Below are 15,373 nucleotides of genomic sequence, written 5' to 3'. Positions count from 1 at the left end.
CAGCACGCAAGTAAAATTTATACCAGTAGCGCGTTTAAATCCATAACAGTTTTACCTTCAGCTAACTATATCGTCGATCAACTATTTTTCAGATAGCTTAAAATCAGATGCCTTAAAACATATTGTGGCATTTGTATAATAGCCGTCAGTCATGCACGTCAGTCAGATACTTGAGCGTTATTGCGCTTAATTGCGCTTATTTATCGATACACTGATGGATTTGCTGCGCCATCGTTTGCCAGCCACTAATAAAGTCGGTGCTGTTACTCATGTCTTCTGCTTGTACCGTGGTACTGACGGGCTGTAGTTTGGCCAGCAAGCCTTTGGCAGGTGCATTTGGACTGACCAAACACATTCGCTTGGTTGGGCGCTGCTCATTTAACCGGCGTAATTGACTGGCTTTTGGTGCTAAGTGGTGATCGACACTCAAGCTACCAATAAGCTGTAAATTGATGCTGTCTTCGATATATTGATACGCATCATGATAAGCCCAGTAGGGCGAGGGGTTTTTTGTGCTATCTAAGCTGGCGGCGGCCACCGCATTGTCTAAACGCTGGGCGAATTTTTGTGCATTGGCATGATAAAGGCTTTTATATTGCGGATTGGCATAGCTATGGATAACAGCCAAGGCACGAGTGATGGCTTTGGCATTATCAGGATCGAGCCAGATATGAGGGTCGAGCGTGCCGGCGATGGGTTTGCCTTGGACATCACGTAGCGGATGACGATTAAAGGCATCAAACTCAAATAAGGCAATGGCATTAGGTGCTGTCTTTAAGCTTGAGGCCAAGTTATTTTCTAGCGACTCACCAAACCAAACCACAAACTTACTGTCGCGTATTGCCTTGATATCACCAGGGCTGATACTGCCGTGATGCCCGACTTCGCCAGCTTGTAGTAGCCGCTTAGCAGACGGCGCGCCTTCGGTCACCGCCTCACTTAATAAAAACAGCGGATAGTTGCTGACGCTGACGGTGGCTGCATGCGCACTCACACAGGCCAGCCCCAACCATAGCAGTAGCGGTGCTAGCAGACGCTGCAAAATCGGATAGGCACGCAAATAATCATAAAACATTGGATTCATAGTCAGCTCTTTGGTATACAGTTGGCAAAAAGTTAAGCAAATATAGATGCTGGGTATCGGACATATCGTTTGACGATTGCTATCACCCCAGCTCGATCGCCCTCATCAGCTCACCCTTTGGCAGTGGCCGGTCAATTTACTTGGTTATTCAATATTTAGGTTGCTCGGTAATTTTATTTTATTATGTTATACTATAACAATAGAAAACGCCATTGCTAAAATGCTACGTAATTTTTAGGAGTTTGTCTCATGTCTACGAGTTTATCAGTCTGCAATCACTTGCATGATGTGCAAGACTTTACACCGCATGATGTGACTGAGCGCCTGCGCGCAGCAAAGGAGCAATGCCGACTCAGTGGTGCGCGTTTTACGCCGTTACGGCAGCAGATATACCAGCTGGTACTCGAAGCCAACCAACCCGTCGGCGCGTATAATTTGATCACCCAGTTGCAGCAAATGCGACTAGTCGCACCTGATGGGGCTGATGATGCGTCGGCGCAAAAAACGACAAAAAACGTGGCACCACCCACGGTATATCGCAGCTTGGAGTTTTTACTCGGTGAGGGCTTGATCCATCAACTTACCTCTATCAACGCCTACGTGCCCTGCTGTCATCCTCGCGCTCAGCATACGGCGGCGTTTTTGATCTGCGCGCAGTGTCAGCGGGTACAAGAATGCAGTAGCGTACCGGTACAAGAGATGATGAGCTTTGCTGAAAAAGATGTGGGGTTTGTGGTGGAGCGTAGTGTCATTGAGCTGAGTGGTCGTTGCCAAGCCTGTCAGTAATAACGACGGTTTATTATTTGCTCGTTAATTTATCATCCATCGTTTATCTTACCTTGAGTCCTTGCCCTATGAGCGCGCTTATGTCACCGTCTATATCTACCACTACGACTGATACAACACTTGATCGTAAGAAACTACTGAGCTTGAGTGACATCAGTTTTCATATTGGTCAGCAGCGTCTACTGTCGCATATCGATATCGATATTTCTGTCGATGAAACACTTAGCCTCATTGGGCCCAATGGCGCGGGCAAGTCGACGTTGGTCAAGCTTATTTTAGGCTTGCTTGAGCCGACCAAAGGGCAAATTACCGCTCATCAGCCTCTACAGCTGGGTTATGTCCCGCAGCGCTTTGCCGTGCCGCCAATACTGCCATTACGCGTCTGTGATTTGTTGGCACAAGCGGACAAAAAACGCCTAACGGCCGAGCAGCGGCAATTTATTTTTGACAACTTGTCTTTGACGCATCTGCTGTCACGGCAGATGCTGCATTTGTCAGGTGGTGAAACGCAGCGCGTGTTGTTGGCGCGGGCACTGCTGGACAAACCCAACTTGTTAATTTTAGATGAGCCGATGCAAGGGCTTGATCCTGATACTGAGGTTTGGCTGTATCAGTTTATTGATGAGCTACCATCGTTTTTGCGCTGCGCCATGCTCGTGGTGTCGCATGATTTACATTGGGTGATGAAAGGCAGCCGGCGGGTGATTTGCCTCAACAAGCATATCTGCTGTGAAGGTCAGCCAAGCGAGCTTGCGATTAGTAGTGAGTTTCAAAAGCTGTTTGGTCACCACTATGAGCAACCGTATGTGCATCAGCCGCATGCTTGCGAGCATCATGCTCCCAGCGAATTATAATACATGCACTCAAACACGTTGATGACTGCCTTAAAAACACAGCGTTAATGCAAACTAAAAACTGTTACGGATATCTTTTATGAGCGCTTGGTTAGCCATCATTGCCCCGGCTTGGATTGCAGGTAGTATTTTAGCATTGCTCTCAGCGCCTCTGGGGTGTCTGGTATTGTGGCGGCGCATGGCTTTTTTTACCGATGCACTGGCGCATGGTACGCTGCTTGGCGTTGCTTTGGCAGTGTGGTGGCAATTACCGATGGGCGTTGGGATTGCTATCATTAGTATCGCGGTAGTCCTAGGGCTGGTCCTTATCGATGATGAACGCTTGCCTGTCGATGCGGTACTGGCCGTCGTCGCGGTGTCGCTGCTGTGCTTGGGACTACTGGCATTGACTCAGCTGACCGACCAGCAAGCCAATGTATTGGGGTTTTTGTTCGGTAACTTACTTGAGCTGGATTGGGCTGATCTGCCGCTGCTTGCCACCAGTGTACTGGTGGGTTTAGGACTGCTTATCTATATATGGCCTGCGCAAATCAAGCTGGCCACTCATGAGGCCTTGGCACGGATTCAAGGTATCAATCCTGCGCGCCAGCGGCTATTTTTTATGGGAGTATTGGCAGGGTTTTGTGCCATTGCCTTGCAGGCGGTGGGTAGCCTACTGATCAGTGGCCTTTTGGTACTGCCAGCCTTGAGTGCACGCTTATGGGCATCTTCGCCCAAACAAATGGTTCTCTTGTCTTTACTGATCGCTCAGGTTGGCGTCACGCTGGGCGTGTGGGGCAGTATTTGGCTGGACATTCAGACTGGCCTTTCTATTGTTTTGATATTAGCGATTTTGTTTTTTATTGCGTTGTTTTTTAGCAAATTAAAAACGCTTAAGTTTTGGTCAGCACAGCGCCGGCGCTAGCGTAACCACTGGGTTATAAAAACGCTTAAGTTTTGGTCAGCACAGCGCCGGCGCTAGCGTAACCACTGGGTTATAAACAAATTTTACCTTGATGTTGTCCAACTTTATTTCATTAATATCGCTAGAGCTTTCATTCACTTTATGTTATAAACTTGCTTTAATAGGGCTGGCATCAGCCATGCCAAATCACCATTGTTTATCCATAGTCGTTCTGGCAACTTTGATTGTTTTGAGTCGATGAGGGAGCGCCCCAATGCCAAGCTATCCTGTCAACACGCTTTGCCCACCTGATGAACAGCTCAATATTTTACAAATCACGGATTTGCACCTATCAACGCCTGTCAACAAGGGCACAGACGATGGTAGCGGTGACGCTGTTTTGTGTCAGCACAGCTTTGAGACGGTACTGGCGCAAGCATTAAACGATGATATTCGCTGCGATTTGATTGTGGTGACGGGCGATTTGGTCAACCGAGTAAAACCTGATATTTACGATCATATTTTTGCCGTCCTACAAGCGACTGGTATTCCTTTTGCTTGTATCGCCGGCAACCATGATGTGACCGATGAGCTAGGCTATGATTTGCCGTTTTTTCAGCGTGAGCTGGTGGCCAAACCAGCTGACCCGCGTTTGCTCAGTCGGCATTTGATTGAGTCTGCTCATTGGCAGTTGTTGTTTTTGGACTCATCCATCGCAGGCAAGGTCTCAGGTGAGATCGCGCCAAGTGATATCGATTGGCTATGTCAGCAGCTCGGCCACTGTAGCAAGCCTGCGCTCATTGCCGTCCATCACCATCTGATTCCTGTCGATTCTGACTGGATCGATACCCATATGGCAAAAAACAGCGAGGATTTTTGGCGACAGATGAGTGCGTTTACGCACTTAAAAGCAATCATCAGCGGTCATACTCATCAGGAGCAAGTACGCCACTATCAAGGGGTCACAGTATATAGCACCCCTTCTACCTGCTATCAGTTCAAACCTTTTGCAGATGACTTTGCCTATGATAAACATGCCCAGCCGGGTTACCGTTGGTTGCAATTAGCCAACAATGGAGAGGTTGCAAGCTGGGTCGAAAGACTGGATACTTGACGCCCAGATTTATCGCGGCGAGCGTGATGTCGCCCTGATGTATCGTACTTCTTGCCGATATTGCTGGCTTAGATTGGTGGTGTCTGACTGCATTAAAACACCAACAATGATAAAAACTGCTTCATTATTATGAAAAACAGTGATACAACTTATAAAACCAGATGATGATTAAAATATAAAGATAACCTATAGCCGAGATTAGACAAAATTATAATAGCTAGGATGGCTAACCTGACCACACGCTAAGTATTCATAGTCCGTGTTTTGTTATATTGTTTAGCGACCAGTAGGTCAATTACCCTATTTACACTGAGGTATTTGCATCAAGGTATTTAAATAAAAATATACATAACCATATACTGGGGTACTGATATGTCGCTGTCGTCATATCGAAACAACTTTATTATTAGATCAGCTGTGTTACTTGTGTTACCAAGTGGTAAAACGTTTTATAAAGGGACAACTTATAGCGTTTATAAATTGATAACGTCTTGTCTTTTGATGCGTCGTTTTATTGAATTAATTTGAAAAATTAGGATACCCATATGAGCACCCTGACCACGAATCCGAGTGAAGTGAAGTTTACTCCTTATGTGCCAGCCGAAGGCGAAGAGTATATGTCTGATGCGCAATTGGCGCACTTTAAGGCGATTTTATTGGACTGGAAAAACCAATTGATTGGTGAGGCAGACCGTACCAAGACTTATATTCAAGATGAGTCAAGCGCCATGCCAGACATCAATGATCGCGCCACTCAAGAAGAAGAGTTTGCTTTGGCGCTGCGTACGCGTGACCGTGAGCGTAAGCTCATTCGCAAAATCGACAAATCCATAGCAGAAATCGAAAATGACGACTATGGCTTTTGTGAAACCTGCGGCGTAGAGATTGGCTTGCGTCGTCTCGAAGCGCGTCCAACCGCGACCCAGTGCATCGACTGTAAGACTCTCTCAGAAATCAAAGAGCGCCAAAACCAAGGTGCGTAGGCGCATAGGTATATAAATCCGAGAGATAACAAATCAATAGCGTTATCTCAGCACAAGCGACCATCATGTGGTCGCTTGTTGCGTTTTATAAACATCTTTTGGCCAGCAGATACAGTATTCTATATGACCTAGTCCGTGATAACGGTGTCCCTTAACCCGTCATCGTTTATTTTAACTATCCCATAAACGCCTATGCCCACGACCTCCATACCCACGCCGCCTATCGGCCGCTTTGCCCCTTCCCCAACCGGCGAGCTACATCTTGGTTCACTGACCACCGCCCTTGCCAGCTACTGCCATATAAAATCACTTGGCGGTAAGTGGTTATTGCGTATCGAAGACACGGATACAGAGCGCTGCGATCGGCAGTTTACTGAGCAGATCTTGATCGACCTAGAAGTGCTGGGGTTACACTGGGATGGTGATGTGGTGTATCAATCTGAGCGCATCGATATCTATAATGAGTATCTTGCCTCGACCCTGCGGCCGCTGACCTATGGCTGTCAGTGCTCACGTAAAGACCTAGAGCAATATTGGGCGCAGCAAGCGCAAATCCCTGCCCATACAGATACTGCAACACAGCTGACTGTGCTGCCAAACAGAAAACGCTATCCGCGGCGCTGTGTCACCAAAGCACTAGATAGGCTACAGCACAAGCTACGCATACAGCTACCCGATTATCTCATTGGGTTTCATGATGGTATTCAGGGACAACAGTGGGGCAATCCGCAGCAGACCTTGGGCGATATGGTGGTGCGTCGACAAGACGGCATGATCAATTATATTTTGGCCGCCAGTCTCGATGATGGCTTGCAAGGGGTTACACACATCATGCGCGGCTTGGATATTCTGCCCATGACCACCGCCCAAATCAGCATCATGCAAGCAGCGCGCCTGCCCGCGATTGACCGCTGGTATCATCTGCCGCTGATCTGCAGCCCAAACGGGCAAAAGCTGTCTAAACAAAACCTAGCGCAGCCAATAGACACCCGTGACCCAAGTCAGCTAATCGCGACCGCATTACAGCTTTTGCAGCAGCCAAGTGTCGAGATAGACACACCTGCGCGGATGCTCAAACAGGCGACTGCACAGTGGGACAACGCGCCGCTACACGGCCAGCAGCAGTTAAGCTTGATAAATAAATAATAGACCAACAGCAAAAAGCGCCACTCATAATAGCGACGCTTGTTAATCATCTTGCAAAGACACTAAAGCTCTAGGAATATAGTAACGGTGTTTGGTTTAGGGCTTAATAGTAACGGCACTGACTCTTTTCAATCTCAGGGCTTTCTTTATAGATTTTTAGCAGCAGCGCTACCATCACAAGGCTGATCAGCATAGATGAACCACCATAACTAAAAAATGGCATGGTCAAGCCTTTGGTCGGAATCGCTCCCATATTCATCGCCGCATTAATGATGGTTTGCGCAATAAACACCACACCGATACCAAAAGCGGTATAGCTCATGCGCATCTGCCGACGTTTTAGCGCGTTGTAACTGATGCGCATCGCACTACCGATGATCAGCGCCTCAAGCACCAAGACCATCGTCACCCCAACAAAACCCAGCTCCTCACCTGTGATGGCCAATAAAAAATCGGTATGCGCTTCAGGCAAATGCGAGAGTTTTTGAACACTCTCACCATAGCCCACGCCAGTAAACTGCCCACGACCAAAGGCAATCAAACTGCGCGCCAACTGATAGTCGGTATCTTGCACATCATCGAACGGATCCATAAACGACATCACGCGCACCAAGCGATACTGCGCCGTTGTCACCATCAACACAGCCCCACCGATGGCAGCGGCAGTCAGTGCGACAAAGTGCTTGTAAGGCGCACCTGCGATATAAAAAATCGCAAAAATCGTGCCTAAAATAACGACAAACGAGCCAAAGTCTGGCTGCGAGAGTAGGAGCATGGTAATCAGAACCACCACCAACATAATGCGCAAAAAGCCATCTAAACCATTGCGCACTTCAAACGAGCGGCGTACCACAAAGTCAGAGACAAAGACAATCATTACAAGCTTTGCCAGCTCGGCCACCTGAAAGTTAAAGACCCCTAAATTTAACCAGCGTTTTGAGCCGTTAATCGGAGTACTAAACAAGGTAGCAACGAGCAGCAAGCCAGTAACCCCCAGCAATATGAACTGGGTCTCTGTCTTATAAAGTCGCCGCAAAGATACCCCATAATAAGGGATGGCGGCGATGATAAGTCCAATGGTCATGTAAAGCAGCTGGTTTTTAAAAAAGTACAGCTCGCTCATGCCACGGCTCAGGGCGAATGGGATAGAAGCAGAGGCTACCATCAACAAGCTGAGCACCAGCATACAGCCAACGCTCGCTATCAAAACAGCACGCGCTGACGGCATCGATAAAATACCATCAGCGCCAGTGGCTGTCTTTGGTTGGGACGAAGAACGAAAAAGAGAAGAGAGCGCCATAATTTTATATACACTAACGAACGAAAAACACGGCGTCTATACAACGCCACCGTTTAAAAAACACATACCAACAAACAAACCTAAGGCTAAGATAAACAACGACTGATCATCATCGACCATCGGCACGATTAACCATTACTCAAGCAATGACACAGTCATCTCTTCGCTTGATTGGTAGGCTGGTTATAAAAGACAGTAGCAGCAATCTATAAGCAAAACAATCATTTATCAAAAAACACCTGTGCGCCTTGCCCATCCACCAGCTGCCGGCATAGAATGCCAGATAGCCACTCATACCACTAAGGTGTTGCCGTCTCTGCCGACTCGTTTGCTAATTGATGGACCAATCGACCAAAATGCTCACCGCGCGCGGCATAGCCGCTGTATTGATCAAAGCTGGCACACGCAGGCGACAACAGCACAGCCTGTACTTGCGAGAGACTGCTTGAGGTCACTTGCAAGATGGTGGTAAAGGCGTTTTCTAGCGTTTGGCACTGATGTAGCGTTACGTCATGACTGATCTTAGCCGCGCGCAAATGCTGCTCTATCAGCGGTGCATCTTCGCCAATAAACAAAACTTGGCTGACGTACTGATTGATAAAAGGCGTCAGCTCACCAAACGCCTGCCCCTTGCCCTGCCCGCCTAATACCAGCAGCAGCTTGCCATCTTTTGGCGCATAGACAGCGCCAAGCCCTTCGATGGCTGCTATGGTCGAGCCGATATTGGTGCCTTTTGAGTCATTAAAATAATCGATACCAGCCACGCTTGCCACGTATTCACAGCGATGTTCAAGACCTGTGAACCGCTGCAAAGTCGTCAGCATACTCGCCAGCGGCAACCCCGCCAGCTCGCCTAATGCCAGCGCCGCTTGCGCGTTGAGCAAATTATGCCGACCTTTAATCAACAGTTTGTCTGCCGACAGTAGTTTTTGTGTACCACGCGCCAAATAAATCTGCCCATCGGAATCGACAATCAGTCCATATTGGTCTTTGTCAGGCGCATGAATGCCTGTACTGATTCTGGGTAAGTTATCAGCCACCAGTGGTCGCGTCAACGCATCTTCGCGGTTGATGACCACTGACTTAGCGCCTTGAAAAATACGATGTTTGGCTTGATGGTAGCCGAGCATATCGCCATGACGATCGAGATGATCAGGCGACATATTGAGCACAGTTGCCACTTGCGCACCCAGATTGCTGACCGTCTCTAACTGAAAGCTCGACAATTCAAGTACAGCCAGCGCCATCTCGCTATTTTCTAGTAGCGTCAGCGCCGGTACGCCGATATTGCCACCGACACCGACATTGACGCCCGCATCTGCCGCCATCTGACCAACCAAGGTGGTTACCGTGCTTTTGGCATTAGAGCCAGTAATTGCGACGATAGGGACACGGCAAGCGTCACAAAACAATTGAATGTCGCTGACCACTGGGATATGGGCTTGACGCGCCGCCGCCACCGCAGGCGTGCTAAGGGCGATGCCTGGGCTAATAATGATACGCGCCGCTTGCTGCAATAGCTCGGCGTCAATCGCGCCAAACTGACGCGTCGTCACGGCTTCTGGCAACTTCACTGCCAACGCTGGCGCCGCTTGCGCATCGGTGACAGCGACCTGATAGCCTTGCTTGACCAAATAATGCGCCACCGACAGCCCCGACTGCCCCAAACCGACCACGACTTGTAACCCACTGCCTTTATGAAGTAAGGCTTCTGTTGTAGTACTGGTGGTCATATCTATTCCTTCTATTAAAATTAAACAAGCAAACGACGGGTAATATGGCTAAGATACAGGATAAGACGAATAAAAGAGGCTCTATATAGTGGCTGAAGCGGCTGGCATGGCATTAGCGATGCTGCTGTATCAAGCGTTAAGCGCTACCGTCAAGATAACAATCATGATAACGGTATCGTTCAGATTTCGGTACTGATTTTTTATGACTTTATGCTATTATGCGCCTGTTTTTATATTCAGGGTCTAATGCTATAATAGCCGCCCTGATCTGTCAGCACAGGTTTTTTGCTAAGTCTTACTCTAAGTCTTGAGCTTGGCATTTTAGTGTAGCATGTTGTTAGCGTTTGCCTGCTATTTGCCCCTCAGTCATTTTTGATTTGCGGTGACTTAGGCTACCTTGCTATCAAAATCAAACTACTGTGCTTGTTGGACAGCGTTTTATCACCTTCTATTGCAGCATCTCATTGCTGACTCTATACGTTATTGTAGGTGCTATTTTATATACACTACTTTAAGCACCCATTTTAAATACTATTTTTTAGGCAATCTGATAGGATTTATCATCATAGTTGTTATTGGTGAGTGTATTTGCGATACCCATCAATAAGTCCATCGATGTGTTGATGATTGACCTCTGATAATTCAATACCACAACATGACAAGGCGCATGTTGTGGTAAAAAAAAGATGAACCGCTATTTTATAGCGACGCGATCATTTTATGGATGATTACTTTTTTTGCCTCTAACCCTATGCAGTTTACTTATGACATCTTTTATTGATAACTTACGTGACGAGTGGTTTTCCAATGTTCGTGGTGATGTGTTATCAGGTCTGGTCGTTGCCCTCGCCTTAATCCCTGAAGCCATTGCCTTTTCTATCATCGCTGGGGTCGATCCAAAGGTCGGCTTGTATGCCTCGTTTTGTATCGCGGTGGTGATCAGTTTTGTCGGTGGTCGTCCAGGTATGATTTCGGCGGCGACAGGCGCGATGGCACTGGTGATGGTCGACTTGGTCGCTGAGCATGGCTTACAGTATCTACTGGCCGCGACTTTACTGTGCGGCGGCATTCAGATTGTGATGGGTATTTTAAAGCTGGGTAATTTGATGCGCTTTGTCTCGCGCTCGGTGGTGATTGGCTTTGTCAACGCCTTGGCGATACTCATCTTTGCCGCCCAGCTCCCTGAGCTAAACCCAATGACTGAGCGCGTCGGGATGACGGTCTACCTCATGACCGCAGCGGGCCTTGCGATTATTTACTTGTTTCCGCTGATTCCAAAAATCGGACGGGTGATCCCATCGCCGCTTATCTGTATCGTGGGTCTGACAGCGGTGGCGATTTATATGAACCTTGATATTCGTAACGTCGGCAGCATGGGTGATCTGCCAGATTCGCTGCCGATATTTTTGTTGCCAGATATCCCTCTAAACCTCAATACTTTACTGATCATCGCGCCTTACTCTATCGCGCTTGCCATCGTAGGTTTGCTAGAGTCTATGATGACGGCGACCATCGTGGATGAGTTGACAGATACGCCAAGTGATAAAAACAAAGAATGCCGTGGTCAAGGGATGGCCAACGTGGTGTCAGGGTTTTTTGGCGGTATGGCCGGCTGTGCGATGATTGGTCAGTCGATGATCAACGTCAAATCTGGCGGTCGGACGCGCTTGTCGACCTTGATTGCCGGTGTGGTGCTGCTCATCTTAGTGGTATTTTTGAGCGACTGGGTCAGTCAAATCCCAATGGCCGCACTGGTGGCGGTGATGATTATGGTGTCGATTGGCACTTTTAATTGGCAGTCTATTCGTGAGTTTAAAACGCATCCGATGTCATTTAACATCGTCATGCTAGCCACGGTCGTGACCACAGTATTTACGCATAATCTGGCGTACGGTGTCGGCGTCGGTGTCCTGCTCTCTGCCTTGGCCTTTGCCAATAAGATTGGTCAATTCTTAACCATCTTTAGTGAGTACGATGAGCGTAGCAACACGCGTTATTACTATGTGCAAGGGCAGGTGTTTTTTGCCTCGACCACGCAGTTTTTGCACAGTTTTGATACCAAAGAAGCCGTAGATAGTATCGAGATTGACGTCAGCCAAGCGCACTTTTGGGACGTCAGCGCCGTGGACACTTTGGACAAGCTGGTCATGCGCTTGCAACGAGAAGGCATTGATGTCAAAGTGGTGGGACTCAATAATGCAAGCCGAACCCTGATTGACCGTTTTTCTATCCACGATCGCCGAGACATTGGCTTGCTGGATTAATGCATTACCAGTAGATAATTGAATATATAGTTTAATAAACAGCTGCGTTGGCTGAGAGAGTTGGGTATCAGTCACATTGCCCAGCTTTTCGCCAAGCAGCTGTCTTTTTATTGTCGGAATGATGTGGTGGTCTTATGAGTAATTTAAAACCAGATAGTGTGATTGCCTGCTTGGACTGTCCTGATCACGTGCAAGCCGTGTTGAAAGCCAGTATGTGGGCAGCGACTCGCCTGCAAGTGCCTATCGGCCTCTTGCACTCGGTGCCAAGCTTGCAACAAAAAGCCGCGGTAAACTACTCTGGCTGCCTAAATATCGACGACGAAAATACCTTGCTTGAGCAATTTACCAATAAAGAACACCTAAGCAACTGTGAATTAAAAGCCCAAGGCAAGCTGCTGTTGCATCAAGCCACAACCTACTGCGAGCAGCAAAGACAAAAACTAAAAACCTATACGTTGCATCGGCACGAAAACCTCAGTGAAAGTATCGATTATGTCGATGACGAAGCGCAATTGATCGTCATCGGTCATCATGTCACTTGCAAATCGACTTTGAGCCGACTCATCAGAGTCAGTCTTTGCCCCATTTTGGTGACTCATGCACCATTTTTGCCCCCTACAACGGCACTATTTGCCTTCGACAACAGTCCCACTTGTCATAAAATGCTTAATTGGCTCTGTAAAACGCCACTTATTCGCGCCCTAACCGTCCACATCGTGATGGTGGGCAAAGAAAACTCTGAAAACTGCGATGCGCTGCGCGAAGCTTACGCGCGCCTCAAGCAAGCGGGCATCAAGTCGAAAAAGGCGTTACTCGATTGCCGCGACGTGACAGCAGCCCTCAATTATTATCAAACCGAAAACGACATTGGCCTATTGATGTCAGGGGCGTTTGGGCAGTCGCGCTTACGTGAGCTATTGCAAGGCAGCGATACGGAAAAATTACTGGTCAGCACCCAAACCCCTTATCTGCTTTTTCCTAAAGCATAAGAGCTATCCCAAAGGCTATACGCCACACCGTCTGCCGCCTGATTACTTTTCTTACCGGCGCTGAGTAATGTGTTTATGCTCGGCGCGTTTTTTGACCTCATCCCTTATATAGTGATGATAGGTATCCCTTTTCGTTTTTATCACTTATAAAAACCGCTTAGCAAATCGTCACATGAAATAAATCGATAGCCTCCCCAAGCGCCTAGAAAGTTGGTTATAATAAAGTTTTCATAGGCTTAACGCCAAAGGTTGATTGATGCGGTATGACGCATGACGATGAGTATAATCGCGGCGTTATAAAGCGTGATGTGTGTCATGATACTGGTGATTTTTGTACCAATAAGCCCACTCCTACTTACCCCCTTGAGTAGGTTTGGCACAGTTCTTGAATGACCTATATCAAGCATGACTACGATGAGACGCACCACAACTTCTCTCAACCTGCGGCATCACACAAATAAGGAATTTTTTATGAAGCTAATCACTGCGATCTTAAAACCGTTTAAGCTCGATGATGTGCGTGAAGCGCTTTCTGACATCGGTGTCAAAGGCGTTACTGTCACTGAAGTTAAAGGGTTCGGTCGCCAAAAAGGCCACACAGAGCTCTATCGCGGCGCAGAATACGTGGTGGACTTTTTACCTAAAGTAAAAGTCGAAGTGGCTGTTATTGACGAAATGGTCGAGCCTGCTATCGAAGCCATCACTCGCATCGCGAGCACAGGTAAGATCGGTGACGGCAAAATCTTTGTCACAGCACTCGAGCAAGTCATTCGTATTCGTACGGGCGAGACGGGTCCTGACGCTATCTAAAGCGCACGACCTACTTACAAACGCTGATTTGTAAGTCCTATACCTAACGCTCTATATTGCATCAATTCAAGGGGGAATTAACATGCAAAACCAAATCTTTGAGCTTCAGTACGCACTTGATACGTTCTATTTTTTAATGTGTGGCGCGCTCGTCATGTGGATGGCAGCGGGTTTTACCATGCTAGAAGCAGGGCTGGTCCGCTCCAAAAACACTGTTGAGATTTTAACCAAAAACGTCGCTCTATTCGCTACCGCCTGTACCATGTATATGATTTGCGGTTATGCCATTATGTATGGTGGCGATCTGTTCTTGAGCGGAATTGCAGGCGGCGATACCTTAGTAGAAGACGCACTAGCAGCCTCTAGCGAAAACGGCTTTGGCGGTGACTCTGTCTACTCTGCAGCCTCTGACTTTTTCTTTCAAGTAGTGTTTGTGGCGACCTGTATGTCTATCGTCTCAGGCGCGGTGGCTGAGCGTATGAAGCTATGGTCGTTTTTGTTGTTTGCAGTAGTCATGACAGGGCTGATTTATCCATTAGAAGGCAGCTGGACATGGGGCGGCAACGATGTGTTTGGTTTATATAACCTTGGCGACTTGGGGTTCTCTGATTTTGCTGGCTCAGGTATTGTGCATATGGCAGGAGCGGCGGCGGCATTGGCAGGCGTACTACTACTAGGTGCGCGCAAAGGCAAGTACGGACCAAAAGGTGAAATACGGGCGATACCGGGGGCCAACCTGCCACTGGCCGCCCTTGGGACTTTGATACTGTGGATGGGCTGGTTTGGGTTTAATGGCGGCTCCGTCCTCAAGCTGGGCGACATCGCCAGTGCCAACTCTGTGGCCATGGTGTTTTTGAACACCAACGCCGCAGCCGCAGGCGGCGCTATCGGAGCATTGCTGCTGGCACGTTTGATCTTTGGTAAAGCGGATCTGACCATGCTCTTAAACGGTGCACTCGCGGGGCTGGTCGCCATCACTGCTGAGCCATCGACCCCTTCTGCCTTACAAGCCACGCTCTTTGGGCTGATCGCTGGGGTTATCGTGGTCTTGTCTATCTTGGCACTCGATAAACTAAAAATAGATGACCCAGTGGGCGCAATCTCAGTACACGGTGTTGTGGGTCTGTTTGGCTTACTTATCGTACCTATTACCAATCCTGCGGCGACTTTTTTGGGTCAAATCGCAGGCGCGGCGACGATCTTTGTCTGGGTGTTTGTCACAAGCCTAATCGTTTGGTCACTAATCAAGCTAATCATAGGTCTGCGTATCTCTGAAGAGGATGAATACGAAGGCGCAGACCGCGCAGAGTGCGGCATGGAAGCGTATCCTGAGTTTGTGATATAAAGCACAACCTAGCGTTTCTTACTCTAATGTACTTTCACTTACTGTATTAAAGAGATGCCCCATCAAAAATCCCGCCAGACCT

Annotated in this window: 13 protein-coding genes; 10 read left to right on the top strand and 3 right to left on the bottom strand. The window is 48.0% G+C overall.

Annotated elements, in window-relative coordinates; all coding sequences use genetic code 11:
* Positions 1-196: 196 nt before the first annotated feature.
* Complete coding sequence (locus NK638_RS05900) at positions 197-1,084, bottom strand: metal ABC transporter solute-binding protein, Zn/Mn family (protein WP_274632290.1); 888 nt, start codon at positions 1,082-1,084, stop codon at positions 197-199.
* A 249-nt stretch (positions 1,085-1,333) separates the two neighbouring features.
* On the opposite strand from NK638_RS05900, the gene NK638_RS05895 reads away from it, so the two are divergent.
* The 6 genes from NK638_RS05895 (at position 1,334) to gluQRS (ending at position 6,850) form a co-directional block, all read left to right on the top strand.
* Positions 1,334-1,870 (top strand): Fur family transcriptional regulator, encoded by a 537-nt coding sequence (locus NK638_RS05895; RefSeq protein ID WP_274632289.1) that lies wholly within the window; start codon positions 1,334-1,336, stop codon positions 1,868-1,870.
* 80 nt (positions 1,871-1,950) lie between these two features.
* On the top strand, positions 1,951-2,724 hold the full coding sequence (locus NK638_RS05890; protein WP_274632288.1) for a metal ABC transporter ATP-binding protein: 774 nt from the start codon (positions 1,951-1,953) through the stop codon (positions 2,722-2,724).
* Positions 2,725-2,803: 79 nt separating this feature from the next.
* Positions 2,804-3,628, top strand: a complete 825-nt coding sequence (locus tag NK638_RS05885) for a metal ABC transporter permease (RefSeq protein ID WP_274632287.1) — start codon at positions 2,804-2,806, stop codon at positions 3,626-3,628.
* Positions 3,629-3,881: 253 nt separating this feature from the next.
* Positions 3,882-4,721 (top strand): metallophosphoesterase, encoded by an 840-nt coding sequence (locus NK638_RS05880; RefSeq protein ID WP_274632286.1) that lies wholly within the window; start codon positions 3,882-3,884, stop codon positions 4,719-4,721.
* Between the two features lie 545 nt (positions 4,722-5,266).
* Positions 5,267-5,704, top strand: a complete 438-nt coding sequence (dksA, locus tag NK638_RS05875; protein WP_105244323.1) for an RNA polymerase-binding protein DksA — start codon at positions 5,267-5,269, stop codon at positions 5,702-5,704.
* Positions 5,705-5,896: 192 nt separating this feature from the next.
* Positions 5,897-6,850 carry a tRNA glutamyl-Q(34) synthetase GluQRS gene (gluQRS, locus tag NK638_RS05870; RefSeq protein ID WP_274632285.1) on the top strand — a complete coding sequence of 318 codons (954 nt, stop codon included), beginning with the start codon at positions 5,897-5,899 and terminating at the stop codon, positions 6,848-6,850.
* Positions 6,851-6,953: 103 nt separating this feature from the next.
* Here the strand turns inward: gluQRS and ftsW are convergent, their stop codons facing one another.
* Together ftsW and murD are read right to left on the bottom strand one after the other, a co-directional pair.
* Positions 6,954-8,150: a putative lipid II flippase FtsW gene (gene ftsW / locus NK638_RS05865; protein ID WP_172953132.1), complete on the bottom strand. Its 1,197-nt coding sequence runs from the start codon at positions 8,148-8,150 to the stop codon at positions 6,954-6,956.
* 299 nt (positions 8,151-8,449) lie between these two features.
* Positions 8,450-9,883, bottom strand: a complete 1,434-nt coding sequence (gene murD / locus NK638_RS05860; RefSeq protein WP_274632284.1) for a UDP-N-acetylmuramoyl-L-alanine--D-glutamate ligase — start codon at positions 9,881-9,883, stop codon at positions 8,450-8,452.
* Between the two features lie 764 nt (positions 9,884-10,647).
* Between murD and NK638_RS05855 the strand changes: the two genes are divergently transcribed.
* The 4 genes from NK638_RS05855 (at position 10,648) to NK638_RS05840 (ending at position 15,291) form a co-directional block, all read left to right on the top strand.
* Positions 10,648-12,147, top strand: coding sequence for a SulP family inorganic anion transporter (locus NK638_RS05855; RefSeq protein ID WP_274632283.1), 1,500 nt, complete (start codon positions 10,648-10,650; stop codon positions 12,145-12,147).
* A 134-nt stretch (positions 12,148-12,281) separates the two neighbouring features.
* Entirely contained in the window at positions 12,282-13,136 is an 855-nt protein-coding gene (locus NK638_RS05850) for a universal stress protein (protein WP_274632282.1), read from the top strand.
* 471 nt (positions 13,137-13,607) lie between these two features.
* Positions 13,608-13,946 (top strand): P-II family nitrogen regulator, encoded by a 339-nt coding sequence (locus tag NK638_RS05845; RefSeq protein WP_010197981.1) that lies wholly within the window; start codon positions 13,608-13,610, stop codon positions 13,944-13,946.
* Positions 13,947-14,028: 82 nt separating this feature from the next.
* Entirely contained in the window at positions 14,029-15,291 is a 1,263-nt protein-coding gene (locus NK638_RS05840) for an ammonium transporter (protein WP_274632281.1), read from the top strand.
* Positions 15,292-15,373: the final 82 nt, after the last annotated feature.

It is taken from the genome of Psychrobacter sp. A3, assembly GCF_028823565.1.
GTDB lineage: Bacteria > Pseudomonadota > Gammaproteobacteria > Pseudomonadales > Moraxellaceae > Psychrobacter > Psychrobacter celer.
This window is presented reverse-complemented; position numbering and strand designations above follow the sequence as displayed.

Bases quoted from the DNA above. Each gene is read 5' to 3' on its own strand.
- NK638_RS05885 (WP_274632287.1), top strand. From the start codon at position 2,804: ATGAGCGCTTGGTTAGCCATCATTGCCCCGGCTTGGATTGCAGGTAGT.
- gluQRS (WP_274632285.1), top strand. From the start codon at position 5,897: ATGCCCACGACCTCCATACCCACGCCGCCTATCGGCCGCTTTGCCCCT.
- NK638_RS05840 (WP_274632281.1), top strand. From the start codon at position 14,029: ATGCAAAACCAAATCTTTGAGCTTCAGTACGCACTTGATACGTTCTAT.
- NK638_RS05845 (WP_010197981.1), top strand. From the start codon at position 13,608: ATGAAGCTAATCACTGCGATCTTAAAACCGTTTAAGCTCGATGATGTG.
- NK638_RS05890 (WP_274632288.1), top strand. From the start codon at position 1,951: ATGTCACCGTCTATATCTACCACTACGACTGATACAACACTTGATCGT.
- ftsW (WP_172953132.1), bottom strand. From the start codon at position 8,150: ATGGCGCTCTCTTCTCTTTTTCGTTCTTCGTCCCAACCAAAGACAGCC.
- NK638_RS05900 (WP_274632290.1), bottom strand. From the start codon at position 1,084: ATGAATCCAATGTTTTATGATTATTTGCGTGCCTATCCGATTTTGCAG.
- NK638_RS05880 (WP_274632286.1), top strand. From the start codon at position 3,882: ATGCCAAGCTATCCTGTCAACACGCTTTGCCCACCTGATGAACAGCTC.
- dksA (WP_105244323.1), top strand. From the start codon at position 5,267: ATGAGCACCCTGACCACGAATCCGAGTGAAGTGAAGTTTACTCCTTAT.
- murD (WP_274632284.1), bottom strand. From the start codon at position 9,883: ATGACCACCAGTACTACAACAGAAGCCTTACTTCATAAAGGCAGTGGG.
- NK638_RS05855 (WP_274632283.1), top strand. From the start codon at position 10,648: ATGACATCTTTTATTGATAACTTACGTGACGAGTGGTTTTCCAATGTT.
- NK638_RS05895 (WP_274632289.1), top strand. From the start codon at position 1,334: ATGTCTACGAGTTTATCAGTCTGCAATCACTTGCATGATGTGCAAGAC.
- NK638_RS05850 (WP_274632282.1), top strand. From the start codon at position 12,282: ATGAGTAATTTAAAACCAGATAGTGTGATTGCCTGCTTGGACTGTCCT.